General features: G+C 36.1%; 18 protein-coding genes. 7 read left to right on the forward strand and 11 right to left on the reverse strand.

Translation table 11 applies throughout. From position 1 onward, the window contains the following. Position 1: 1 nt before the first annotated feature. A complete protein-coding gene (locus ABN763_RS05230; protein ID WP_410484379.1) occupies positions 2-892 on the reverse strand; it encodes an ABC transporter ATP-binding protein in 891 nt (296 codons plus the stop codon). A 200-nt stretch (positions 893-1,092) separates the two neighbouring features. Here ABN763_RS05230 and ABN763_RS05235 point away from each other — a divergent pair, with 200 nt between their 5' ends. Beyond that, the gene (locus tag ABN763_RS05235) at positions 1,093-2,208 is read left to right on the forward strand and encodes a sensor histidine kinase (protein ID WP_410484380.1); all 1,116 of its coding nucleotides are present in this window, start codon (positions 1,093-1,095) and stop codon (positions 2,206-2,208) included. Beyond that, a complete protein-coding gene (locus tag ABN763_RS05240; RefSeq protein WP_410484381.1) occupies positions 2,205-2,897 on the forward strand; it encodes a LytR/AlgR family response regulator transcription factor in 693 nt (230 codons plus the stop codon). Before ABN763_RS05235 ends, ABN763_RS05240 begins: the two co-directional genes overlap by 4 nt. 21 nt (positions 2,898-2,918) lie before the next feature. On the opposite strand, the gene ABN763_RS05245 is transcribed toward ABN763_RS05240, so the two are convergent. Continuing rightward, complete coding sequence (locus ABN763_RS05245; RefSeq protein ID WP_410484382.1) at positions 2,919-3,572, reverse strand: DUF2461 domain-containing protein; 654 nt, start codon at positions 3,570-3,572, stop codon at positions 2,919-2,921. 26 nt (positions 3,573-3,598) lie between these two features. Continuing rightward, positions 3,599-4,675, reverse strand: a complete 1,077-nt coding sequence (locus tag ABN763_RS05250; RefSeq protein ID WP_410484383.1) for an isoaspartyl peptidase/L-asparaginase family protein — start codon at positions 4,673-4,675, stop codon at positions 3,599-3,601. A gap of 196 nt (positions 4,676-4,871) precedes the next feature. On the opposite strand from ABN763_RS05250, the gene ABN763_RS05255 reads away from it, so the two are divergent. The 4 genes from ABN763_RS05255 (at position 4,872) to ABN763_RS05270 (ending at position 9,355) form a co-directional block, all read left to right on the forward strand. Further along, positions 4,872-5,366, forward strand: a complete 495-nt coding sequence (locus tag ABN763_RS05255; protein WP_410484384.1) for a CAP domain-containing protein — start codon at positions 4,872-4,874, stop codon at positions 5,364-5,366. 55 nt (positions 5,367-5,421) lie between these two features. Beyond that, positions 5,422-5,958 carry a 3-hydroxyanthranilate 3,4-dioxygenase gene (locus ABN763_RS05260; protein ID WP_410484385.1) on the forward strand — a complete coding sequence of 179 codons (537 nt, stop codon included), beginning with the start codon at positions 5,422-5,424 and terminating at the stop codon, positions 5,956-5,958. Between the two features lie 7 nt (positions 5,959-5,965). Then, the gene (locus ABN763_RS05265) at positions 5,966-6,400 is read left to right on the forward strand and encodes a DUF3995 domain-containing protein (protein WP_410484386.1); all 435 of its coding nucleotides are present in this window, start codon (positions 5,966-5,968) and stop codon (positions 6,398-6,400) included. Between the two features lie 117 nt (positions 6,401-6,517). Then, positions 6,518-9,355: a leucine-rich repeat domain-containing protein gene (locus ABN763_RS05270; protein ID WP_410484387.1), complete on the forward strand. Its 2,838-nt coding sequence runs from the start codon at positions 6,518-6,520 to the stop codon at positions 9,353-9,355. Positions 9,356-9,441: 86 nt separating this feature from the next. Here ABN763_RS05270 and ABN763_RS05275 read toward each other — a convergent pair whose 3' ends face one another. The 7 genes from ABN763_RS05275 to ABN763_RS05305 form a co-directional block, all read right to left on the reverse strand. Then, positions 9,442-9,942, reverse strand: a complete 501-nt coding sequence (locus ABN763_RS05275) for a hypothetical protein (protein WP_410484388.1) — start codon at positions 9,940-9,942, stop codon at positions 9,442-9,444. Between the two features lie 38 nt (positions 9,943-9,980). After that, complete coding sequence (locus ABN763_RS05280; protein WP_410484389.1) at positions 9,981-10,934, reverse strand: alpha/beta hydrolase family esterase; 954 nt, start codon at positions 10,932-10,934, stop codon at positions 9,981-9,983. A 19-nt stretch (positions 10,935-10,953) separates the two neighbouring features. Further along, a complete protein-coding gene (locus ABN763_RS05285; protein WP_410484390.1) occupies positions 10,954-11,562 on the reverse strand; it encodes a DUF6515 family protein in 609 nt (202 codons plus the stop codon). 10 nt (positions 11,563-11,572) lie between these two features. Further along, entirely contained in the window at positions 11,573-13,015 is a 1,443-nt protein-coding gene (locus tag ABN763_RS05290; RefSeq protein WP_410484391.1) for a leucine-rich repeat domain-containing protein, read from the reverse strand. A 101-nt stretch (positions 13,016-13,116) separates the two neighbouring features. After that, complete coding sequence (locus tag ABN763_RS05295) at positions 13,117-13,314, reverse strand: hypothetical protein (RefSeq protein ID WP_410484392.1); 198 nt, start codon at positions 13,312-13,314, stop codon at positions 13,117-13,119. 109 nt (positions 13,315-13,423) lie between these two features. After that, the gene (locus ABN763_RS05300) at positions 13,424-14,164 is read right to left on the reverse strand and encodes a LytR/AlgR family response regulator transcription factor (protein ID WP_410484393.1); all 741 of its coding nucleotides are present in this window, start codon (positions 14,162-14,164) and stop codon (positions 13,424-13,426) included. Next, positions 14,161-16,149, reverse strand: coding sequence for a tetratricopeptide repeat protein (locus tag ABN763_RS05305; protein WP_410484394.1), 1,989 nt, complete (start codon positions 16,147-16,149; stop codon positions 14,161-14,163). The genes ABN763_RS05300 and ABN763_RS05305 overlap by 4 nt, the downstream gene beginning before the upstream one ends. Before the next feature lie 244 nt (positions 16,150-16,393). Between ABN763_RS05305 and ABN763_RS05310 the strand changes: the two genes are divergently transcribed. Continuing rightward, the gene (locus ABN763_RS05310; protein WP_410484395.1) at positions 16,394-17,947 is read left to right on the forward strand and encodes an aldehyde dehydrogenase family protein; all 1,554 of its coding nucleotides are present in this window, start codon (positions 16,394-16,396) and stop codon (positions 17,945-17,947) included. Positions 17,948-18,006: 59 nt separating this feature from the next. Here the strand turns inward: ABN763_RS05310 and ABN763_RS05315 are convergent, their stop codons facing one another. Next, positions 18,007-18,555, reverse strand: coding sequence for a hypothetical protein (locus tag ABN763_RS05315; protein WP_410484396.1), 549 nt, complete (start codon positions 18,553-18,555; stop codon positions 18,007-18,009). Between the last annotated feature and the right edge of the window lie 99 nt (positions 18,556-18,654).

An 18,654-nucleotide genomic window follows, 5' to 3' on the forward strand; every position in this document is an offset into this window, starting at 1 on the left:
TCTATTTCTTTTTTGAGGAGTTTACGAAATGTATTTGTGTGAAGTAGTAATCTTCTAAACCGGCGTTTACGATCTTGAAATCGTCGTCTGGCTGTGTTTCAGAAATAACTCTTATTTGAGTTTCGCCGGCAATAAGTCTCGTCGAGATTACCGGGTATTTTTTGTTGTATTCAGGAAGCTGCCCTTTTGGGATGATTTTGCTCCAGATTTTACCTCTTATTGTTTCTACAAGTTCTTTAGGATTGCCTTCAGAAATGATTTTCCCATTTGCAAGAATGGCCATCTGCGTGCATAATTCTTGAATATCTTCAACGATATGGGTAGATAATATTACTATTATGTTTTGCCCTATATCACTTAGTAGATTTAAAAAGCGATTCCGTTCTTCCGGATCTAAACCGGCTGTTGGTTCATCTACAATGATAAGTTGTGGATCGCCCAATAAGGCCTGAGCAATACCAAAACGCTGTTTCATTCCTCCTGAAAATGTATGAACCGATTTTTTGCGATGTTGGTATAGATTGGTTTGCTGTAGTAACATTTCTACTTGTTTCTTTCGCTCTTTTTTATTTAAGATGCCTTTTAAAACAGCAAGATGGTCTAGTAATTTCTGGGCGGATATTTTGGGATAAACACCAAATTCTTGCGGTAGGTAACCCAAATGATTGCGTACCTTCTGCTCATTTTCTACAATATTAACCTCATTAAATACTATATCGCCGGTGGTTGGTTTTTGAAGAGCAGCAATAGTGCGCATTAAAGTAGATTTGCCCGCCCCATTAGCACCTAACAATCCGAACATGCCATTGGTAATGTTAAGGTTTATATTTTCTAAGGCTTGTACTCCATTAGAATATGTTTTAAATAAATTCTCGATCTTAAGTGTGTTCATCAATCTTAATTTTGGAGTAAATCTAGTGGCGCGCAACAGCGCCAACTAATTAAAATGACTTTTGCTCCCTATTTGAGGTCACACGGTTCAATAAATTGTTCTAGCGGTATTTCGTTCAAAAATTATTGCGATTGATGGTGGTAATAATGTCGTTTATCAATTAGTTTGGAAGATCATATATACCTAGTTAGTTTTGACTCATGTTATCGTTTTTAAAAAGGTATAAAGCATTTTGGATAGGGGCTATTGTGGTTGCAGTTGTCACCAGCTACTTGTCGTATGTTGGAGCAATCAAAATACCTGAAGACGCTCCCTTAGAGCTCGTTTTAATAATGGGTTTTTGGTGGTTGGCGGTTTCATTTACAATTCGACATATTCAGTATTTAAAAAGAAGAAAGGAGATCATATTGGGAATCGCTCTTCTAATCATTACATTATTCGCCATTTTTGGTGCCAATAGCTATTTTCAGATACCAGATCATCCAATTGTCATGTTTTTGCTCGTGATATTCTGGTTGGGGTTGTTTTATTTGATTTTCCCAAAGTTCTTCATGAAGTATAGGATCTTAATACTGGTAACTTACGGGATAATTTTAACCTACTTCTTTTACTTACGGGCTGATGAAAACTATCTTGATCAATATCATGATCGAGCACTTAACTTGCTTATGTTGCCCATTCCTATTTTATTTTTTATTTGGATTTATGAGCAGTGGAAATGGTTTAGAAATTTGAAATCGGAAAAATCAAAGGCCGAGTTAGAATTGCTGAAGACGCAGGTAAACCCTCATTTTTTATTCAATACATTAAATAACCTATATGCTTTATCAGTTAAACGGTCAGATCAGGCCCCTGAAGTAATACTCAAATTATCTGATATGATGCGATATACTATTTATGAAGGTAAGAATGATCGGGTTTTGCTATCTGATGAAATAGCGTATTTAGAAAACTATATTGCACTACATGAGATAAGGCATTATAAGAACGTGAGTATTCAATTTGAACATCACTGCATTGACGATGATAAGGTGGCTCCGCTGCTATTTATTATATTGTTAGAAAATGCATTTAAACATGGGGTCGAAAAACTTGCAAACGATGCGTTCATTAAAATTAAGCTGACTAGTGATTTAAATGAGATCAATTTTTTAATTGAAAACAATTACGAACAGGATTCAGAAAGTGAAGACAAGGGAATTGGATTAGAAAATTTGAAAAAAAGGCTACTGTTGATTTACCCAAATACACATTCATTAAACATAAGTCAGGTAGCTGACATCTATAAGGTTAATCTAAGAATCAAGAAAAGATGATTAGATATATTATTGTTGACGATGAACCTTTAGCGCATGAATTAATAACAGAATTTTGCGGGATGTTACCGCATTTAAAACTTGAAAAAAACTGTTATAATGCTCTTGAAGCAATTCAGTTTCTAAATACAAGTGCTGTAGACCTTATGTTTTTAGATTTAAATATGCCAAAACTTACAGGTTTTGAGTTTCTAAAAACGCTCGTTAATCCACCAAAGGTGATAGTAACAACTGCATACAAGGAGTTCGCTCTTGACGGATATGAGCTTAATATATCCGATTATTTATTAAAACCATTTAGTTTTGAACGCTTCTTAAAAGCTATTAATAAGGCAATCGGACCGGTTAATGAATTTACTAATAATGAGGTTGATAGAAAGGAGGAGCCCTTACGTTTTTATATTAAAGGGGATAAAAAATATCATCAAATAAAGTCTAATGAGATATTGTACATAGAAGCTTATGGTAATTATAGTAAGCTATATTTTAAAGAAGAGATGATTCTTAGTCATGAGAATATATCGCATTATGAAAACCTGCTACCACAATCAGAATTTTTAAGAATTCATAAATCATTTATAGTAGCAAAAGATAAAATCAAAGAGATTGAAGGCAATACTATTTTAATTAGGGATTATAAAGTTCCAATAGGCAGAACCTATAAAAGCGTTATTAAAACTCTTTTTTAAGGAGGTATTTGATTTAAAAAATTATACTGTTACAGCCTCATTTAGATATTGCCTAAAAGGGAGTACTTCCTTATAAACCTCAATCACATAGTCCATAAAATTGTTTTGCATGACTTGTTCTTGGGTAATCTTATGCTCTACTGCAAAACTTTTATTTCGCAATAAATCTATATGTGGATGATCTTTAGAAAACCCCTTGGGGACTGTTTTTAAGGTCTCATCTTGAAATAAAGTAGGGAAGTGTTTTTTAAAGGCCCTTTTATTTAGTATTTTCTTCAGTTCTTCGCCATTGTAATCAATGGCTTCACGAATACTTCTTAAAGTTTTTGAATCGGGTTTATAAAAGCCGCTGCACAATAAGCATTCATTAATCCCCAAGTGAATGTAGAAATCACAAGTGCCTTTAACCATATCGAGTCCAGCTCCCAAATGATCTTTATAAATAGGTCTATTCGGGTGGAACATCAGGTTATTATTAATGCGATTAATCGCTTTTTTTGATGGTGTATGAGTATAATTTGGATCAACATTGGCTAGTTTAGCATCCAATTCTGCTAGCCAATCCTTATACCAATCTCGTACTGCGTGATATTCCTTTCGGTGGGCGTCCATCCACTCTTTATTATTATTTTTATTGAGGTCGAGTAGGAAAGAGAATAGTTTTTTAAAACTCATTCTTGTAACTAGAATTTTGTTGTTGCTCATTTTTCATAAATACCAATCACCAACTCACCTTTGGCATTCATATGAGCGCGATACATTCCTGCCGTATTGAACTCCATAGCGATATTTCCTTTATTGTCGATAGCCACAATCCCGCCATCGCCGCCAAGACCTCCTACTTTGTCATGAATGACCTCGCGAGCCGCATCTTGAATGGTCATTCCTTTATATTCCATAAGAGCTGAAATATCATGCGCTACCATAGCTCTAATAAAGAATTCGCCCCACCCAGTTGAAGATACAGCACAAGTAGCATTATTGGCATAGGTGCCGGCACCAATTATGGGGGCATCTCCAACGCGGCCCCATCGCTTATTAGTCATTCCTCCGGTTGAGGTTCCGGCAGCCAAATTCCCATTTTTATCAAGGGCAGCACACCCTACGGTTCCGAATTTATAGTCTTTAATATCCTCGTCATAGAAAGAGGTTTTTTCATCATGATCGAGCTCGATTTGTTCTCGCTCCTGAGCCTTTTTTAGACTGTTCATTCTACGTTCAGTAAAGAAATATTTAGGATCAACAATCTCCAATCCCTGCTCCTTGGCAAAAATATCGGCTCCAGCCCCTGACAACATTACATGAGGAGAGTCATTCATAACTGTCCGTGCTAGATTAATAGGATTCTTCACTGTCTTTACGCCCGCTGCAGCTCCGGCATTTAATGTTTTCCCATCCATAATAGAAGCGTCAAGCTCATTAGTACCCGCATTGGTAAATACCGCACCAACTCCTGCATTAAAAAGCGGAGAATCTTCCATCACATTAATAGTTTTCTCTACAGCTTCCAGGCTAGTGCCTCCATTTTTAAGAATTTCATGGCCTACCCTAATAGCTTCTTCCAGTTTTGCTCTATATGCAGCTTCTTTTTCGGGAGTCATATTCTTTTTTAATATGGTACCTGCACCTCCATGAATGACAATTCCGAAGTTTTCTTGAAAATTTATTTCATTTTTTTCCGCATTCGTGTTTTGAACAATAGTCGTTTTTGACTCATTCGTGTTTTTGCATGATAACGCAATAAAAACCAGTGAGATAAGTAAAGCTATTTTTTTCATTGTTTTTGGTGTGAATTAAAACTAAGCTCTAAGGTACCACTTTTCCTGAAGCTTTTTTCCCGATAAAGGGTAGGGTTTTTAAGTTGATGGTTGTTTTATACTTGTACGACAATTAAAACACTAACAAACAAAACAACATGTAAAAAGAACAAGCCCTACCAAGAACAAACCCATTTTTCACCTAAATCACCTACTCATGACGAATCTATTAACACGATTGGCAATGCTATGCCTTTTGCTAACAACTGCACCTATCTTTTTTTCTTGTAGCGCTGATGATGCTCCTTTCATAGAAGAACCAACAAGCTTTACTGAAGACCAACGACTGGCCCTAGAAGTACACCAACGAGTAAATGCATATCGTGTTGAAAACGATTTATCGCCACTTACTTTTGATAGAGAGGTTAGTGAAATAGCAAAAGAACATTCGGTTCAGATGTTAACGGAAAGGTCCGCCACACATAAGCAGTTTGATGTACGACATTTAAAGGTAGAAGATATGACTGACGCACAAGTTACTGGTGAAAACGTGGCAAAGGGATATAAAACTGCTGATGGTGTTATCCATGCTTGGATAAATAGTAAAGAACATTATGCCAACATGATTCATGATTACACACACACCGGTATAGGCGTTGTTAAAGGAGATGATGGAGAAGCATACTACACACAAATTTTTTACAAAAAATAAAGGTTTTACATATTAGTTGAATGCCGTAACTTTAAGGTTTTAAAACCTTTTAGTTATGGCTATCAGCGCACCGTTTAATTTGCAAAAATGGATTGAGGACAACCGCGATACTCTTAAACCACCGGTTGGAAATAAAAATCTTTATAAGGATGCTGGTGATTACATCGTGATGATAGTTGCTGGTCCTAATGCCAGAAAAGACTATCACTATAATGAAACCGAAGAGCTTTTCTATCAGCTAGAAGGTAATATAGAAGTTCATATTCAGGAGGATGGCGAGAAAAAAACAATGAAACTCGGCCCGGGAGATATGTATCTCCATCCTGCGCAAGTACCACATTCGCCAGTTCGACATGAAGGTTCTATTGGCTTAGTTATTGAAAGAAAGCGCACTGATTTAGAAGGTAAAGATGGGCTACTTTGGTTTTGCGACAACTGCAATAACAAGTTACACGAAGTATATTTTCCGTTATATAACATTGAAAAAGACTTTTTAGGTCATTTTAAAGATTTTTACGGATCAGAAGAAAACAGAACTTGCTCAAACTGTGGCGCTGTGATGGAAGCTGACAAGCGTTTCGTAGGCGAATAAAACTACTATGATACTTTTTGCTGTTTTCAGAATAATTCTCGCTTTAGTATTTCTTTTTTTGGGATTACTTCATATTTATTGGCTTTTTGGTGGGAAATGGGGTATTCAAACTGCAATACCTTCAAAAGCGAATTCGGAAAGTTTATTTAAACCTCCAGTTTTAGCAACAGTATTAGTTGGTTTAGGGTTATTGTTTTTCGGCTTTTTTTTCTGGTATAGAATAGATTCACCCATAAAATGGCCGGTCTTGGTTAACAAATATCTAGGCTGGGTTATTGCTGGAGTATTTTTTATTCGTGCGATTGGCGACTTCAGATATTTGGGAGTTTTCAAACGAGTAAAGGATACGGGTTTTGCCAAAATGGATACTCATGTTTACGTACCCTTATGTTTAATGATTGCAATAATGATTACCATTATTGAATTGTTGATTGGTTTTTAAAGTAGTTGCCATTTATGGCCCAGTTTATACCACTTAATTAAACTTCATTTCCGACTACTTACTTCTTATTTTTTGCACCTTTCTTTGCGGCTAAGTTTGATGATAAAATAATTTATCATGAAAACTACAGTAATTCTTAGAAATGTAATTTCCCCCATGATAGCAGTACTTTTACTAGTACTTTCCTGCAAAAAAGATGATGACATTATCATCGAAGAGCCACAACAAGAGTTTCCTGCCGATTATTTGGTGTTAAAGGCATTGTATGATGCTAATACGGGAAATACCCTAGACTGGGATTTTAACGACCTGACCATGAAAAGTTGGAACGGTGTTATGACTTCTGGAGAAAAAGTCACTAAGCTTGACCTTTTTAAGAAAGGACTTAAAACAATTCCGCCCAAAATTGGTGAGTTAAATGAGCTTACCTTATTTAAGGCTGATAGTAATGCAATCACAACACTTCCTTCAGATATTGGTAAAAATCTGAGATTACAGGAATTGTCATTTATCGGAAATGGGTTGACTGTAATGCCAACTAGTATTGGGAGCCTAACGGCACTTACCGCGATTAATTTTCAAGGAAACAATATAAAAACAATTCCCATTGAAATAGGATCTCTTGAAAATCTGATAGATCTTAATTTAGAACAAAATGAGATCGTCGAAGTTCCATTTCAAATCGAAGGATTGAGCAAACTTCAACACTTGAATCTTAGTGATAATCAAATTAAAGCTATCCCCTCATTAGTTAATAAACTAGTGAAAGTTGAGGAAATTAATCTAAGTAATAATCAACTTTTAGGTTTGCCTGCTAGTATAGGTCAACTTCAAAATATTAAAGAGCTCGATCTAAGCATGAATGAGTTGGTTATAGTTCCGGTTGAAATAGGAAACCTTACCAGTTTGGAAAACCTCAGGTTAGTCAATAATCAAATAGGGGTTCTGCCGCAGGAAGTATGTGATCTTGAAATCAGTGGAACAACCATTGAGAAAGATTCAGGAACGGTATGCGGTACTATTTATCCAAACTATATAGCACTTTATAATCTATTACTACAAAACCCTGATAATACAGCAGATTGGGATCTTTCTGATGGGACTATGAAAAGTTGGTCGGGGGTGACTCTAGGTGGTGAAGGGCTGGTATCAGGTCTAGATATTAGCGGAAAACAATTTCCTAATATGACAGCTGATTTAGGGGAATTAACTGAATTGAGAACATTAGATATTTCAAATAATGGTATTGAATCATTGCCTATTGAAATAGGGCAGCTTATCCATTTAGAAGAGTGTTATGTAAATGACAATAAGTTGAAACAAATTCCTGATGAGATCACCAATATTTCAGGAGCATTGTTTTTATCGTTAGCAAATAACGAGTTTGCAGAGATGCCTGCTGTAATTATTGGAATGAAAACCATTTATTCTTTGAACATGGAGGGGAATCAAATAACTGAAATTCCGAGCACTATTTCAGGAATGGAAATTTTGAATAGTTTGGTTCTAAGAAATAACAATATTGTTGAGGTGCCAATTGAACTATCAGCTATTGCGTCCTTGTCTAATCTTGATCTTAGAGAAAACCCAATAACCGAAATACCTGCTGAGGTATGTGAACATGAAGTGAGCGGTATCCCAATTACCATTTTGGTAGATGATGACACCCTTTGTGCTGATGACACCCCTGTTTTAGCTAATGATTATGAGGTTTTGAAGCAGTTGTATGAAGAAAACCCAAATAATGATCTCAACTGGGATCTGGCAGACAATACAATGACTGGATGGGAAGGCGTAACGATTAGTAGTGGGCGTGTTGTTGAGCTAGATATTAGGTATAAGGATATCAATGTGCTACCGGCAACTTTTGGACAATTGGATGCGCTAGAGATTTTAATGCTTACAGGAAATGATTTAACAACTCTTCCTACCCAAATAGAGGGACTTACCAGTCTTAAACAGTTTATCGTAGATGATAATCTAATTCAGGAGTTACCGAACGAAATAGGAAATTTAGCCGCCTTAGAAATTCTTAAAGTCGGAGGCAATAATCTTGAATATCTTCCTAACAGTATTTCGCAATTAGCCAATTTGCGCCAACTTAGTTCTAGAGGAGCTCCCTCTTTTACTGGAAAGAAGTTATTGCTTGAACTTCCGGTTGATCTAGGAAACTTGCAAAACCTTGAAAATCTAAATGTGTATGGAAATCTCTTAACGACCTTACCAGCTAGTTTTGGAAACCTATCCAATTTAGTGTACTGTGATCTAGCCTTCAATAAGCTTTCAAGCATGCCCGACACTTTAGGAGGTCTAACCAGCATGAATACCTTTATCCTTCACACAAATGAATTGAGTAGTTTGCCATCAAGTATAGGACAAATGTCTTCAGTAGAGCTTTTATGGCTGTACAATAATCAGTTTACCAGTATCCCTGAATATGTTGGGGGTATGACAAACTTAATTGAACTTACTTTTTTTAGAAATCAATTATCGGGTCCAATTCCAGCGTCTATAGGAAACCTTGCTAATCTTAGACTCTTTGATCTGGGAGCCAATCAACTTACAGAAGCTGATTTTCCTCAAGAAATAACGAACTTAAGCGCTTTAGAAGAGTTGTATCTTAGAGAGAATAACTTAACAAGCTTACCAGCACTTTTTGAAAACTTTCAAAGCATTAAATTGATAGATGCAAGTGATAATAATCTGTCAGCAACGGGGGCTATTCCTCCGGAAATAGGTAACATTACTACACTAACTATCTTATCGCTAAACATTAATGCCGATCTAGAAGAGTTACCGGAAGAACTTGACGGTCTGCTTAATTTGTTCACATTAGATTTACGTCAAACAGCGGTCACCTCATTACCACCAAGAATTTGTAATATGCGAACAGGAGGAAATGTAAATACCACTATTAGAATGGATGTAAACGTTGATGATATTTGCAATAAATAGCCTCAATACAGAATACTAAGACAAGGTCCGGCTTATATATGTCGGATCTTCTTTTGTTTTAAAGTGTCGGAATTTTGGCAGCGATATTAATCAACAGCAGGTTTATTACGTTCTATAACCCTTATAATATCTAGAAACTGTAATTCGAATTCATTAGGAATAAGCAAGCAGAAAACATCTTCAATTGTTAAAGACTTATAATGTTTACTGGGAATGTCAATAGGAATATCCCATTCTGTATCTAGAATGTTATCAATTAAAAGAAGCATTTCATCATAAGCTCTGGTATAAAGTAATATTAGTGATCGGAAGGAAGAGGAGCTACTTTTAATCGGTAGATGAAAATGGTATAACATTTTCATTTTTTGAAGGATGCAAAAGTTACTTTTTTGATGTGTACTTTTTTTAATAATAGTCGGGTAGTAGGTTTGTAGGTCGGCTATAATTGAAATCAGAATAGACTTTACATGGTTCATTTCTTTAGAAGAATGCACCTCTTTTTGTTGTAAGTAATCAACAACATCCATAAAATCATGGAATACATTTTCAAGATGTCTTTTTGCTCTGTTTTTGCGATGATTAGACATGTTTTATTGGTAGTTTAAGGGGGATGTTGGTAGAGATATTAAAGGGAGTTGGATTGAAAAAATTCCCAAAAAAGATCAGCTGCACCTGGTTTAGCTGAAGGGTTTGGAAAACGATGACCAAGGTCTTTTAATAATGAAAAATGAAGCACATTTTCAAGACCTCCAGATTTACCTTCAAAAGTACAGGTTATCCGATCATTGGAAGCGTATGTAATTTCGTAACTAGGGTCTAAATCGAAAGTAATGATATAGGTTTTAATAATGTCGTACAAAGAAGGATCGGTAAAAGCTTGATCGATGTCAAACGGTATTTCATTGTTGAATTTGGTTTGTGGAACGATCTTTTCATCTTTGGTTCCTAGCATAATATGAACTGGAAGTTTTCGTTCAGGGCTGAATATTGTATCACCAGGGAAAAACCCAGCCAAACCACCTACAGCGGCTATTTTTGAAGAAAGCTCAACGCCTAATCTACTTACCATCCCGCTGCCATTTGAAAACCCGGCCACATAAATTCGTTTTTCGTTAATAGCGTATTTACCTTTTACTTCATTAATGATTTGATTTAAAAAGTCGGTATCATCACGTAATATAGTAGGGTCACATACTTGTTGGGGCATATTATAGTTATTCCAATGGTTTACCAAATTATTACCGCAGCCATTAGCTTTGATATCGTAGGCGTAGGAGGTGGGATAAATAATGATCAATCTGTTTTGCTCTGCAATTTCATTCCATCCTGATATGTTGTAAAACTTTTCACCATTACCGCTGCCTCCATGTAATTGAAATACTAAAGGATGCTGTTGAGTGCTATTATATGTAGATGGAATATATATGATATATGAACGTTGATCTCCGTTATGATTTGTGATTATATCGATCCGTTTACCTCTGGTTTGATGATTATTAATAATAGAAACATCATCTTTATTACAACTTGAAAAAGAAATAAGCAGAACACTAACTAGCATTTTTAAATTGTATTTCATTGCTAATGATTTTATGAGTTTACTTTGTAGGATCTTCGACAACGACATAATAGTCATTACCGTCTGTATCTATTCGGGCTTCGTAATAGGTGTTTTCAAGCTTACAGTATTCTTGCCCGTTGATTTCAATGACATTATAACCCTCTGGTAAGGCATCAATTTCGGCACCAATAGGTGGTTCGACCACTTCGTATTCACCAGTTCCTTCAACTTTTGCATAATAAGTGCCGTAATAATAAAAGTAAGGTCTTGGTCCGATAACAAATCGTTTATAACCTATTGGTAATGTCCTTACCCGAATTCCAAAAGGAGCTCTTGCAACCATGAATCGATTCCCTTTTGGTCGATACCAAACACCATTGTGAAATCGAAATCCAATTCCCCGATATCGAATTGTTCGGTAACCAGCACCTACTTTTTTAACTACTCTGCCCCAACTCGGTAAATGTCGATATCGAACATGGGCAACTCGACGTATTCGCACAGGTCTTTTTCTTGTAACGCCTCGTTTGACAGTTGTTCGTTTTACAACGGTTGTTTTTCTTCTTTGTGCTTCTATTTCATTTGGTAAAAAGAAACACATAGCTATTATGATCAGAATGATATAACTGTTTTTAAAACGTTTCATAATAATCGATTTATGGTGTTGGACATCCAGAGATTGTAAGTTGATTGGAATCGAGTTGCAAAATTCCGCTTATATACAAATCACACAATTCTGTTGTAAAAGGACCTTCTAGAGGATTTCCTTTAATGTCAAAAACGGAAAGACTGTTAAGCTGCGACACACCAGAAGGTATCTTAGTTATCTTATTATTTGAAATGTAAATACTAGATAGGTTTTGTAAATCGGAAATATTTTCAGGAATTATTTCAATGAAATTATCGAACACATTCAGGGATTCTAGTTTTTGAAGATTCCCAATATTTATTGGTAATATTTCTAAAGCATTATATTGGGCTTGTAGACTTTGTAGTTTAGAAAGGTTCGCTATGGATTCAGGAAGTTTTTTCAATAAATTTCTCGTAAGGACTAGTCTGGTAAGCTCGGCTAAATTTCCAATTGATTCGGGTAAGTTTACCAGTAAATTATCAGAAAGATCAAGTTGTAGAAGCTCTGTCAATAAGCCAAAATTATTCGGAAGACTAGTCAATGAGTTTTCATCAATATATAAGTATTGTAAGGTTTTAAGTTTAACAAACTCATCAGGTAGCGATGCTATGGCATTACGATCAAGCTCTATAAGATTTACCCCAATCAAGTTTCCAATTTCATCGGGAATTATCGATAACCCTTTAGATTCAAGTTCTATGTAAAGTACGGTTCCTTCCGGTGTTAAGGTTATTCCATCCCAATTTGCCATTGTGGTATCGGTTAAATCCCATGTGAGAATATTGTTTGGATTGACCTCGTAAAGGGCTTTTAAACCCCTGTAGTGATAGTTCACTAAATCACAGGTGGTTCTAGGATTTTTCAAAACATTGGTGCCGTTTTCTTCTAAAATGCATATTTCATATGGGATTTTAATCAATAAATTGTCTTCGATATTCAGCGTAGCAAGAGCTGTAAGCTTATCCATATCATAAGGCAATTCTCTAAGCTGATTTCCTTTTAGGTTTAGTAATTTTAGACCGGCATTGTTCTTGATCTCTTCAACCAAATTTTCCAGTTGATTATTTTCAAGATTCAGTACTTCTAATCGAGTAAGGTTTTCAATTTGAGGAGGAATTTCTTTGATTTCATTATCGGCAAAACCAAGAGTTTTGAGTTCATTTATAGTAAATATTGAAATGGTAAATCGTTGAATTTTTTTCGCAGGAATTCGTATTTCCGTAACTCGACCATTTTTAATTGTTAGGCCTTCCCAGCTTTTGAGTGTTTTGTCATCTAGATCCCAATTTAAGGTGTTGTTTGGGTTGGCATTATAAAGGGCCTTTAGCGCCTCATAATCTTCAGCGACCTCTTCAGCTAACGGAGGAGGATTAATCGGATTGTCTACAGGAGAATCATCATCTTTTTTACATGAACTAATCAGTGTAAAGACGATGAAACTGCATATTAATATTATTGAATATTTCATGATTAAGTATTTAAAGTTGATACAATGAGGAGGTTCTAACCAAAAAAGAATACAGTTCTTAGCGATGAAAACAACAGGTTAAACCTCCTTTTTTGTGAAGCTTAAGCGTAATTAAACAACAGTGTATTTGTAATGTTCTGCTGGGTTATCAAAGAATCTTCTGTTGGTGGAGGATCTTGTATCGGCTCTTCTTGAGGTTGTGCATCATCATCTTCACAAGACATACATGCGGCTAAAATAATGGCCGCAAGAATTAAGAATATGCTAAATGATGAATTGACACGTTGATAGTTTTTCATGATCTTGTATGTAATTGATTAACAAGATCAAAACTAGGTTGAGGTTGTAGTCTTTACTATCTAAAACTAGCAAGTGGAGGTAAAACAAGAATAAGTGCAGTTGTTGGAATTAAACTTTTGATAGCATTTGGATAAAGGATTCCTTTTTTCGGCGAGAGACATTCAGGTGTTGTCCATTTGATACAATGACATAGCCTCCTTCTCCTTTAATATACTTGGTTACATGCTCAATGTTTACCAAAGTACCATGATGAATACGGCAAAATTTAGTTTCTGGTAAGATGTTTTCAAATTCTTTAAGCGTTTTAGAAACCGTCATTTTACTCCCTCCAGAAACGTATATAGTGGTATAACTACTGTCTGCCTCACAATACAGAATATCCTTTACTTCTTGCATGATAATCTCATTTTCAGAAGGAATTGCTAATCGAGTAAGATCGTTGCGAACCTGATGTACGTTTTGCAATAATGATTGAAAATCACTTTGTTTCTGTTGCTTTTGCTGCACTTTTTGTACCGCTTTAATTAAGTCATCAATATCAACGGGTTTTAAAAGATAATCTAAGGCACTAAACTTTATGGCCTTAATAGCATATTTATCAAATGCCGTGACAAAAATGACATCAAAATCAATTTTTCCTAGCTTTTCAAGCATTTGAAATCCTGACATTTCGGGCATCTGTACATCTAAAAAAACGAGATCAGGACCCTGTGCATAAATTTCCTCAATACCTATTTTAGCATTTGCGCATAACGAAATAATGTCAACCTCAGGACAATACTTTTGCAGCATGATGCTTAATCCTTCTCTTGCTCGTTCCTCATCATCAATAATAATTGCTCTTGTCATGATATAGGAATTTCAATATGAACCTTGGTTCCTAATGCATTGTTATGATCATCTTTCAGATCGATAATATTGACCAATTCACTCATGGTTTGCTGGGTTAAAATCTTAAGTCGTTCAGTAGTAATCTTGATACCCATCGATTTCTTTTTATGCTGGTCTTTTTTCTCTAGACTCACTGACTTTTCCCGTCCAACGCCATTATCAATAATCTCGCAAAGTAATGCATCATCTTTCTCATTGATGTTAATAGTAAGGAAACCTTTCTTGTCTTTATGCATCAAGCCATGCCAAATGCCGTTTTCAACAAAAGGCTGTAGTACCATTGATGGGATAAAGGTGTTGTATTGATCGATGCTTTCTTCAATGTTAATTTCGTAATCCATTTTATTATTAAAACGGATTGCCTCGAGCTGAATGTAGGACTCTAACATATCTATTTCATCCTTCAAGGAGACTTTTTGCTGTTCAGAATTCTCTAAGATTAAACGCACCAGTTTTGAGAATTTTGCCAAATATCTAGAGGCGTTATCACCCTCGTTTTTCAAGATCATCGTATTAATGGCATTCAGGCAATTAAATAAAAAATGTGGATTCATTTGTGCCCGAAGTGCTTTCATTTCCAATACCTGCAATTCTTCTTTTAACCGGGCATTTTTTAGCTGCTCATTTTTTTTCAACAATATTTTTTGACTCTTCAGCCGCTGTCTTAATGTGAAAATGATTAAGCCAGCTATAATTGCCAACAAAACAATACCCATTGTAATAGCATTCTTAATAGTGGATTGCTTTTCGGCGTTTACCTCCTGCAACGCATTTTTATTGGTTAGTGTTTGTATTTGTTGATCTTTTTGAGCTGTTTCGTATTTGGTTTGTAGATCTGTTATTTGATTCGCTTTTGTTTCATCATAAATACTGTCTTTTAATATCATTTGTTGCCCTCTAGCATCAAAAGCTAATTTATAATTGCCCATTGCGGCATAGGTTTCACTCATTCGAAATTGAATATCGCTCATTAACGACTTCGCCCCAGTCTCTTTAACAGTTTTTCCTGCTTTTTTGTAGTATTCCAGCGCTTTTGTGTACTCTTTATCTTGATGGTGGAGAGAACCAACTGCCAAATAACTGCGCGTAAGCAGCTCTTTGTTTGGCATGGACTCTCTTATTTTTAGTGCCTTTAAATGATTTTGTTTTGCATCGTTAAAGTTGCCGGTTCGCTGATTCAGATGCCCGATATTACTTTCTGCTAGCGCAATACCCCATGAAGATTTCATTTTTTTATAGATTGAAAGGGCGGTACCATAATTTTTCCTTGCTTTGGTAAAATTATTCTGTTGCGTGTGCACATTTCCCAGTGTGGTATGAATATTGGCTTGGTCTCCTGAACGGTTTAGCTCTTTAAATAGTGCTAAAGCTTCATTTAAGTAGGCCAGGGCCTCGTTATACCTTTTGGTTTCGAATAATGCAATCCCAATGCCTTGTTTCACAAAAGCAATTCCGTATTGATCACCAAATTCTTCTTCAATAGCCAAAGATCTATAATGTGTGGTGATTGCTTTATCATAATCACCAATGGCCGATTGCATTGCAGCAATCTGAAATAGGCCGCGTGCAACTCGAGAAGAATCACCCTGACTTTTGTTGTACTCAACATATTTATCCATGTGATAAATACCAGAATTGTTTTTACCCTCTAACCGATCAATAACACCATAATAAAAATGACTTCGAGCATCATAATAATTGTCCTTGGTGCGTTCCGCAATTAACCTAATGCTGTCAGCATATGTTCTCGCTTCTTCGGTTTGAATTCTAGTTCCTGCATAAGCCCATGCAATTTTTCCATATAGTTGCACTTTGGCGGAATCGGACTTTGAAGTGCGTAACACTTTTTTAAGGCTGTCAATTATATTCACGGTTTGGCTGTGTATCGGAAATGAAAAAATAAACGAGCTAGTTATTGCAATGAGAGTAATGACATTTTTCATAGTAAAAGTCTTAACCAGTTGCAAAACTGCAACATAATAAGATACAAAATTTTAAGGGTCAGGGGGTCAAGTTGAATGAATTAGGGGGATTTTCCTATACGCAAGCAATAAGTGGTTTTTGACTATGGTTAAGTGGATGTTTTCTGCGGTAAGTGGCAATAAATTTTGTCGGTAGTATCTTTACTTGAATTACAGTTTAGTATTTTAGCAAAATATAACAATAGCACTACAAAAAGTTATAAACATGACAACAGTTGCGACTGATTTCGGAATGGACACGGCCCTAAGACAATTAGGGTTGCATACTATAAATAACGGAACTTCAACAGGTTCTGATTGGTTTTCAAGCGGTGAAGAAATTTCATCGTTTTCACCTGTTGATGGTGAGTTAATAGGAAAAGTGAAGACTACCACCAAAGAAGATTATGAAAAGGTAATGCAGGCGGCAACTTCAGCATTTAAGAGTTGGAGAGTAATGCCTGCGCCTCAACGAGGGGAAATCGTTCGGCAATTTGGCGAAAAGCTTCGCGAATTGAAAGAACCTCTAGGTAAATTGGTTTCTTATGAAATGGGAAAATCATATCAAGAAGGTCTTGGTGAGGTTCAGGAAATGATTGATATCTGCGATTTCGCGGTAGGCTTATCGCGTCAGTTACATGGTCTTACCATGCACTCCGAGCGTCCTGGCCATAGAATGTACGAACAGTACCATCCACTTGGTGTTGTTGGGATCATTTCAGCATTCAATTTTCCAGTTGCTGTTTGGGCTTGGAATACTGCTTTAGCTTGGATTTGTGGAGATGTTTGTGTTTGGAAACCAAGTGAAAAAACGCCATTATGTGGTGTTGCTTGTCAAAATATTATAGCACAAGTTTTAAAAGAAAATAACCTTCCTGAGGGAATATCATGTTTGATAAATGGCGATTATCGGGTTGGTGAAATGATGACAACAGATAAGCGTATTCCTTTGGTATCTGCAACGGGTTCTACCAGAATGGGAAAGATAGTTGCGAAAACTGTGGGTGAACGTTTAGGAAAATCATTGCTAGAATTAGGAGGAAATAATGCCATTATTGTAACCCCTGATGCCGATATTAAAATGACTGTAATCGGGGCGGTTTTTGGCGCGGTTGGAACATGTGGTCAACGTTGCACGTCAACCCGAAGACTGATCATTCATGAAAGCATTTATGATAAAGTAAAAAAAGCAATTGTTGACGCCTATGGTCAGTTGAGAATTGGGAATCCGCTTGATGAAAATAATCATGTAGGTCCATTGATCGATACTGATGCGGTAAAAGGATATCAAAATGCACTTGAAAAAGTAGTTGAAGAAGGAGGAAACATTGTTGTTGAAGGAGGCGTACTTTCTGGCGAAGGATATGAAAGTGGATGCTATGTAAAGCCTGCCATTGCTGAGGCTAGCAATTCATTTGAAATTGTACAGCATGAAACATTTGCTCCGGTTTTATACTTGCTTAAATATTCTGGAGATGTGGAGAATGCCATTGATGTTCAGAACGGAGTTGCTCAAGGACTGTCATCGGCTATTATGACCAATAACTTAAGAGAAGCCGAACGTTTCTTAAGTCATGCAGGATCTGATTGCGGTATTGCCAATGTGAATATCGGTACCAGTGGTGCAGAAATCGGAGGAGCATTCGGCGGAGAAAAAGAAACGGGCGGAGGCCGTGAGTCCGGATCTGATGCATGGAAAATTTATATGAGAAGACAGACAAATACGATTAACTATACTGCCGAGTTGCCATTGGCTCAGGGGATTAAGTTTGATTTATAGAAATCTTGTTTCTTAAAGAATAGAACCGCTTCCTACATGGAAGCGGTTTTTTATTTGTTCTAGTATTCCAAGCTGAAGTAATCCATTACGTCATAATAACTCATTTTAGCAAAATCTTTAGATTGTCCTTTTCCGGTGTTTGCAGAAGGAATAATTACATATCTAAATTGTTCAAAATCATTGAAAGTAAACTCGGTAGTTTTATCAACAGATTCAGCCCGAAAGAAAATCTGATTGGTTTGAGGAAATAATTCATAGAAGTAGGTGACCTCGTCGTCAACAACAGGTAATTGTACAATAATGTCAGTAGAACTAATATTTAATCGTTTGCCATAAACCAAAAAGGCAGCTGAATCAACTACATCTTGTGTTATTTGAGTATCGGTTCTATTAAAAAATGCCGAAGTCGATGGAGTGTTTGGAAACTCTTCATCAAACCAAGGACTTGCGATAACATTTGCATTTCCATCTGCACCGTCTTGTCCATCTTGACCAGCCTCCCCTTGAGGACCTTGCGCCCCATCTTTTCCATCTTCAGGAGAGCAGCCTAAAACGATTAATGAAATAACTAATAGCGTTATTTTCAAGAATTGAGTGGTTGTTTTCATTTGTTTATTGGTTAAAGGTTAATTGTTAAAATATGTATTCAAGATAAGAATTATGATAATTAACTGATAATCAAATTTTTAACAAAAAAAGCCCTGACA

The sequence above is a fragment of the Spongiivirga sp. MCCC 1A20706 genome (assembly GCF_046524175.1).
In the GTDB taxonomy this organism is placed as follows: domain Bacteria; phylum Bacteroidota; class Bacteroidia; order Flavobacteriales; family Flavobacteriaceae; genus Spongiivirga.

What these genes read in the sequence shown, in the direction of transcription:
- ABN763_RS05240 (WP_410484381.1), top strand. Translation starts at nt 2,205, where the DNA reads ATGATTAGATATATTATTGTTGACGATGAACCTTTAGCGCATGAATTA.
- ABN763_RS05290 (WP_410484391.1), bottom strand. Translation starts at nt 13,015, where the DNA reads ATGAAATATTCAATAATATTAATATGCAGTTTCATCGTCTTTACACTG.
- ABN763_RS05310 (WP_410484395.1), top strand. Translation starts at nt 16,394, where the DNA reads ATGACAACAGTTGCGACTGATTTCGGAATGGACACGGCCCTAAGACAA.
- ABN763_RS05305 (WP_410484394.1), bottom strand. Translation starts at nt 16,149, where the DNA reads ATGAAAAATGTCATTACTCTCATTGCAATAACTAGCTCGTTTATTTTT.
- ABN763_RS05255 (WP_410484384.1), top strand. Translation starts at nt 4,872, where the DNA reads ATGACGAATCTATTAACACGATTGGCAATGCTATGCCTTTTGCTAACA.
- ABN763_RS05245 (WP_410484382.1), bottom strand. Translation starts at nt 3,572, where the DNA reads ATGAGTTTTAAAAAACTATTCTCTTTCCTACTCGACCTCAATAAAAAT.
- ABN763_RS05265 (WP_410484386.1), top strand. Translation starts at nt 5,966, where the DNA reads ATGATACTTTTTGCTGTTTTCAGAATAATTCTCGCTTTAGTATTTCTT.
- ABN763_RS05230 (WP_410484379.1), bottom strand. Translation starts at nt 892, where the DNA reads ATGAACACACTTAAGATCGAGAATTTATTTAAAACATATTCTAATGGA.
- ABN763_RS05275 (WP_410484388.1), bottom strand. Translation starts at nt 9,942, where the DNA reads ATGTCTAATCATCGCAAAAACAGAGCAAAAAGACATCTTGAAAATGTA.
- ABN763_RS05300 (WP_410484393.1), bottom strand. Translation starts at nt 14,164, where the DNA reads ATGACAAGAGCAATTATTATTGATGATGAGGAACGAGCAAGAGAAGGA.
- ABN763_RS05315 (WP_410484396.1), bottom strand. Translation starts at nt 18,555, where the DNA reads ATGAAAACAACCACTCAATTCTTGAAAATAACGCTATTAGTTATTTCA.
- ABN763_RS05235 (WP_410484380.1), top strand. Translation starts at nt 1,093, where the DNA reads ATGTTATCGTTTTTAAAAAGGTATAAAGCATTTTGGATAGGGGCTATT.
- ABN763_RS05280 (WP_410484389.1), bottom strand. Translation starts at nt 10,934, where the DNA reads ATGAAATACAATTTAAAAATGCTAGTTAGTGTTCTGCTTATTTCTTTT.
- ABN763_RS05270 (WP_410484387.1), top strand. Translation starts at nt 6,518, where the DNA reads ATGAAAACTACAGTAATTCTTAGAAATGTAATTTCCCCCATGATAGCA.
- ABN763_RS05295 (WP_410484392.1), bottom strand. Translation starts at nt 13,314, where the DNA reads ATGAAAAACTATCAACGTGTCAATTCATCATTTAGCATATTCTTAATT.
- ABN763_RS05250 (WP_410484383.1), bottom strand. Translation starts at nt 4,675, where the DNA reads ATGAAAAAAATAGCTTTACTTATCTCACTGGTTTTTATTGCGTTATCA.
- ABN763_RS05285 (WP_410484390.1), bottom strand. Translation starts at nt 11,562, where the DNA reads ATGAAACGTTTTAAAAACAGTTATATCATTCTGATCATAATAGCTATG.
- ABN763_RS05260 (WP_410484385.1), top strand. Translation starts at nt 5,422, where the DNA reads ATGGCTATCAGCGCACCGTTTAATTTGCAAAAATGGATTGAGGACAAC.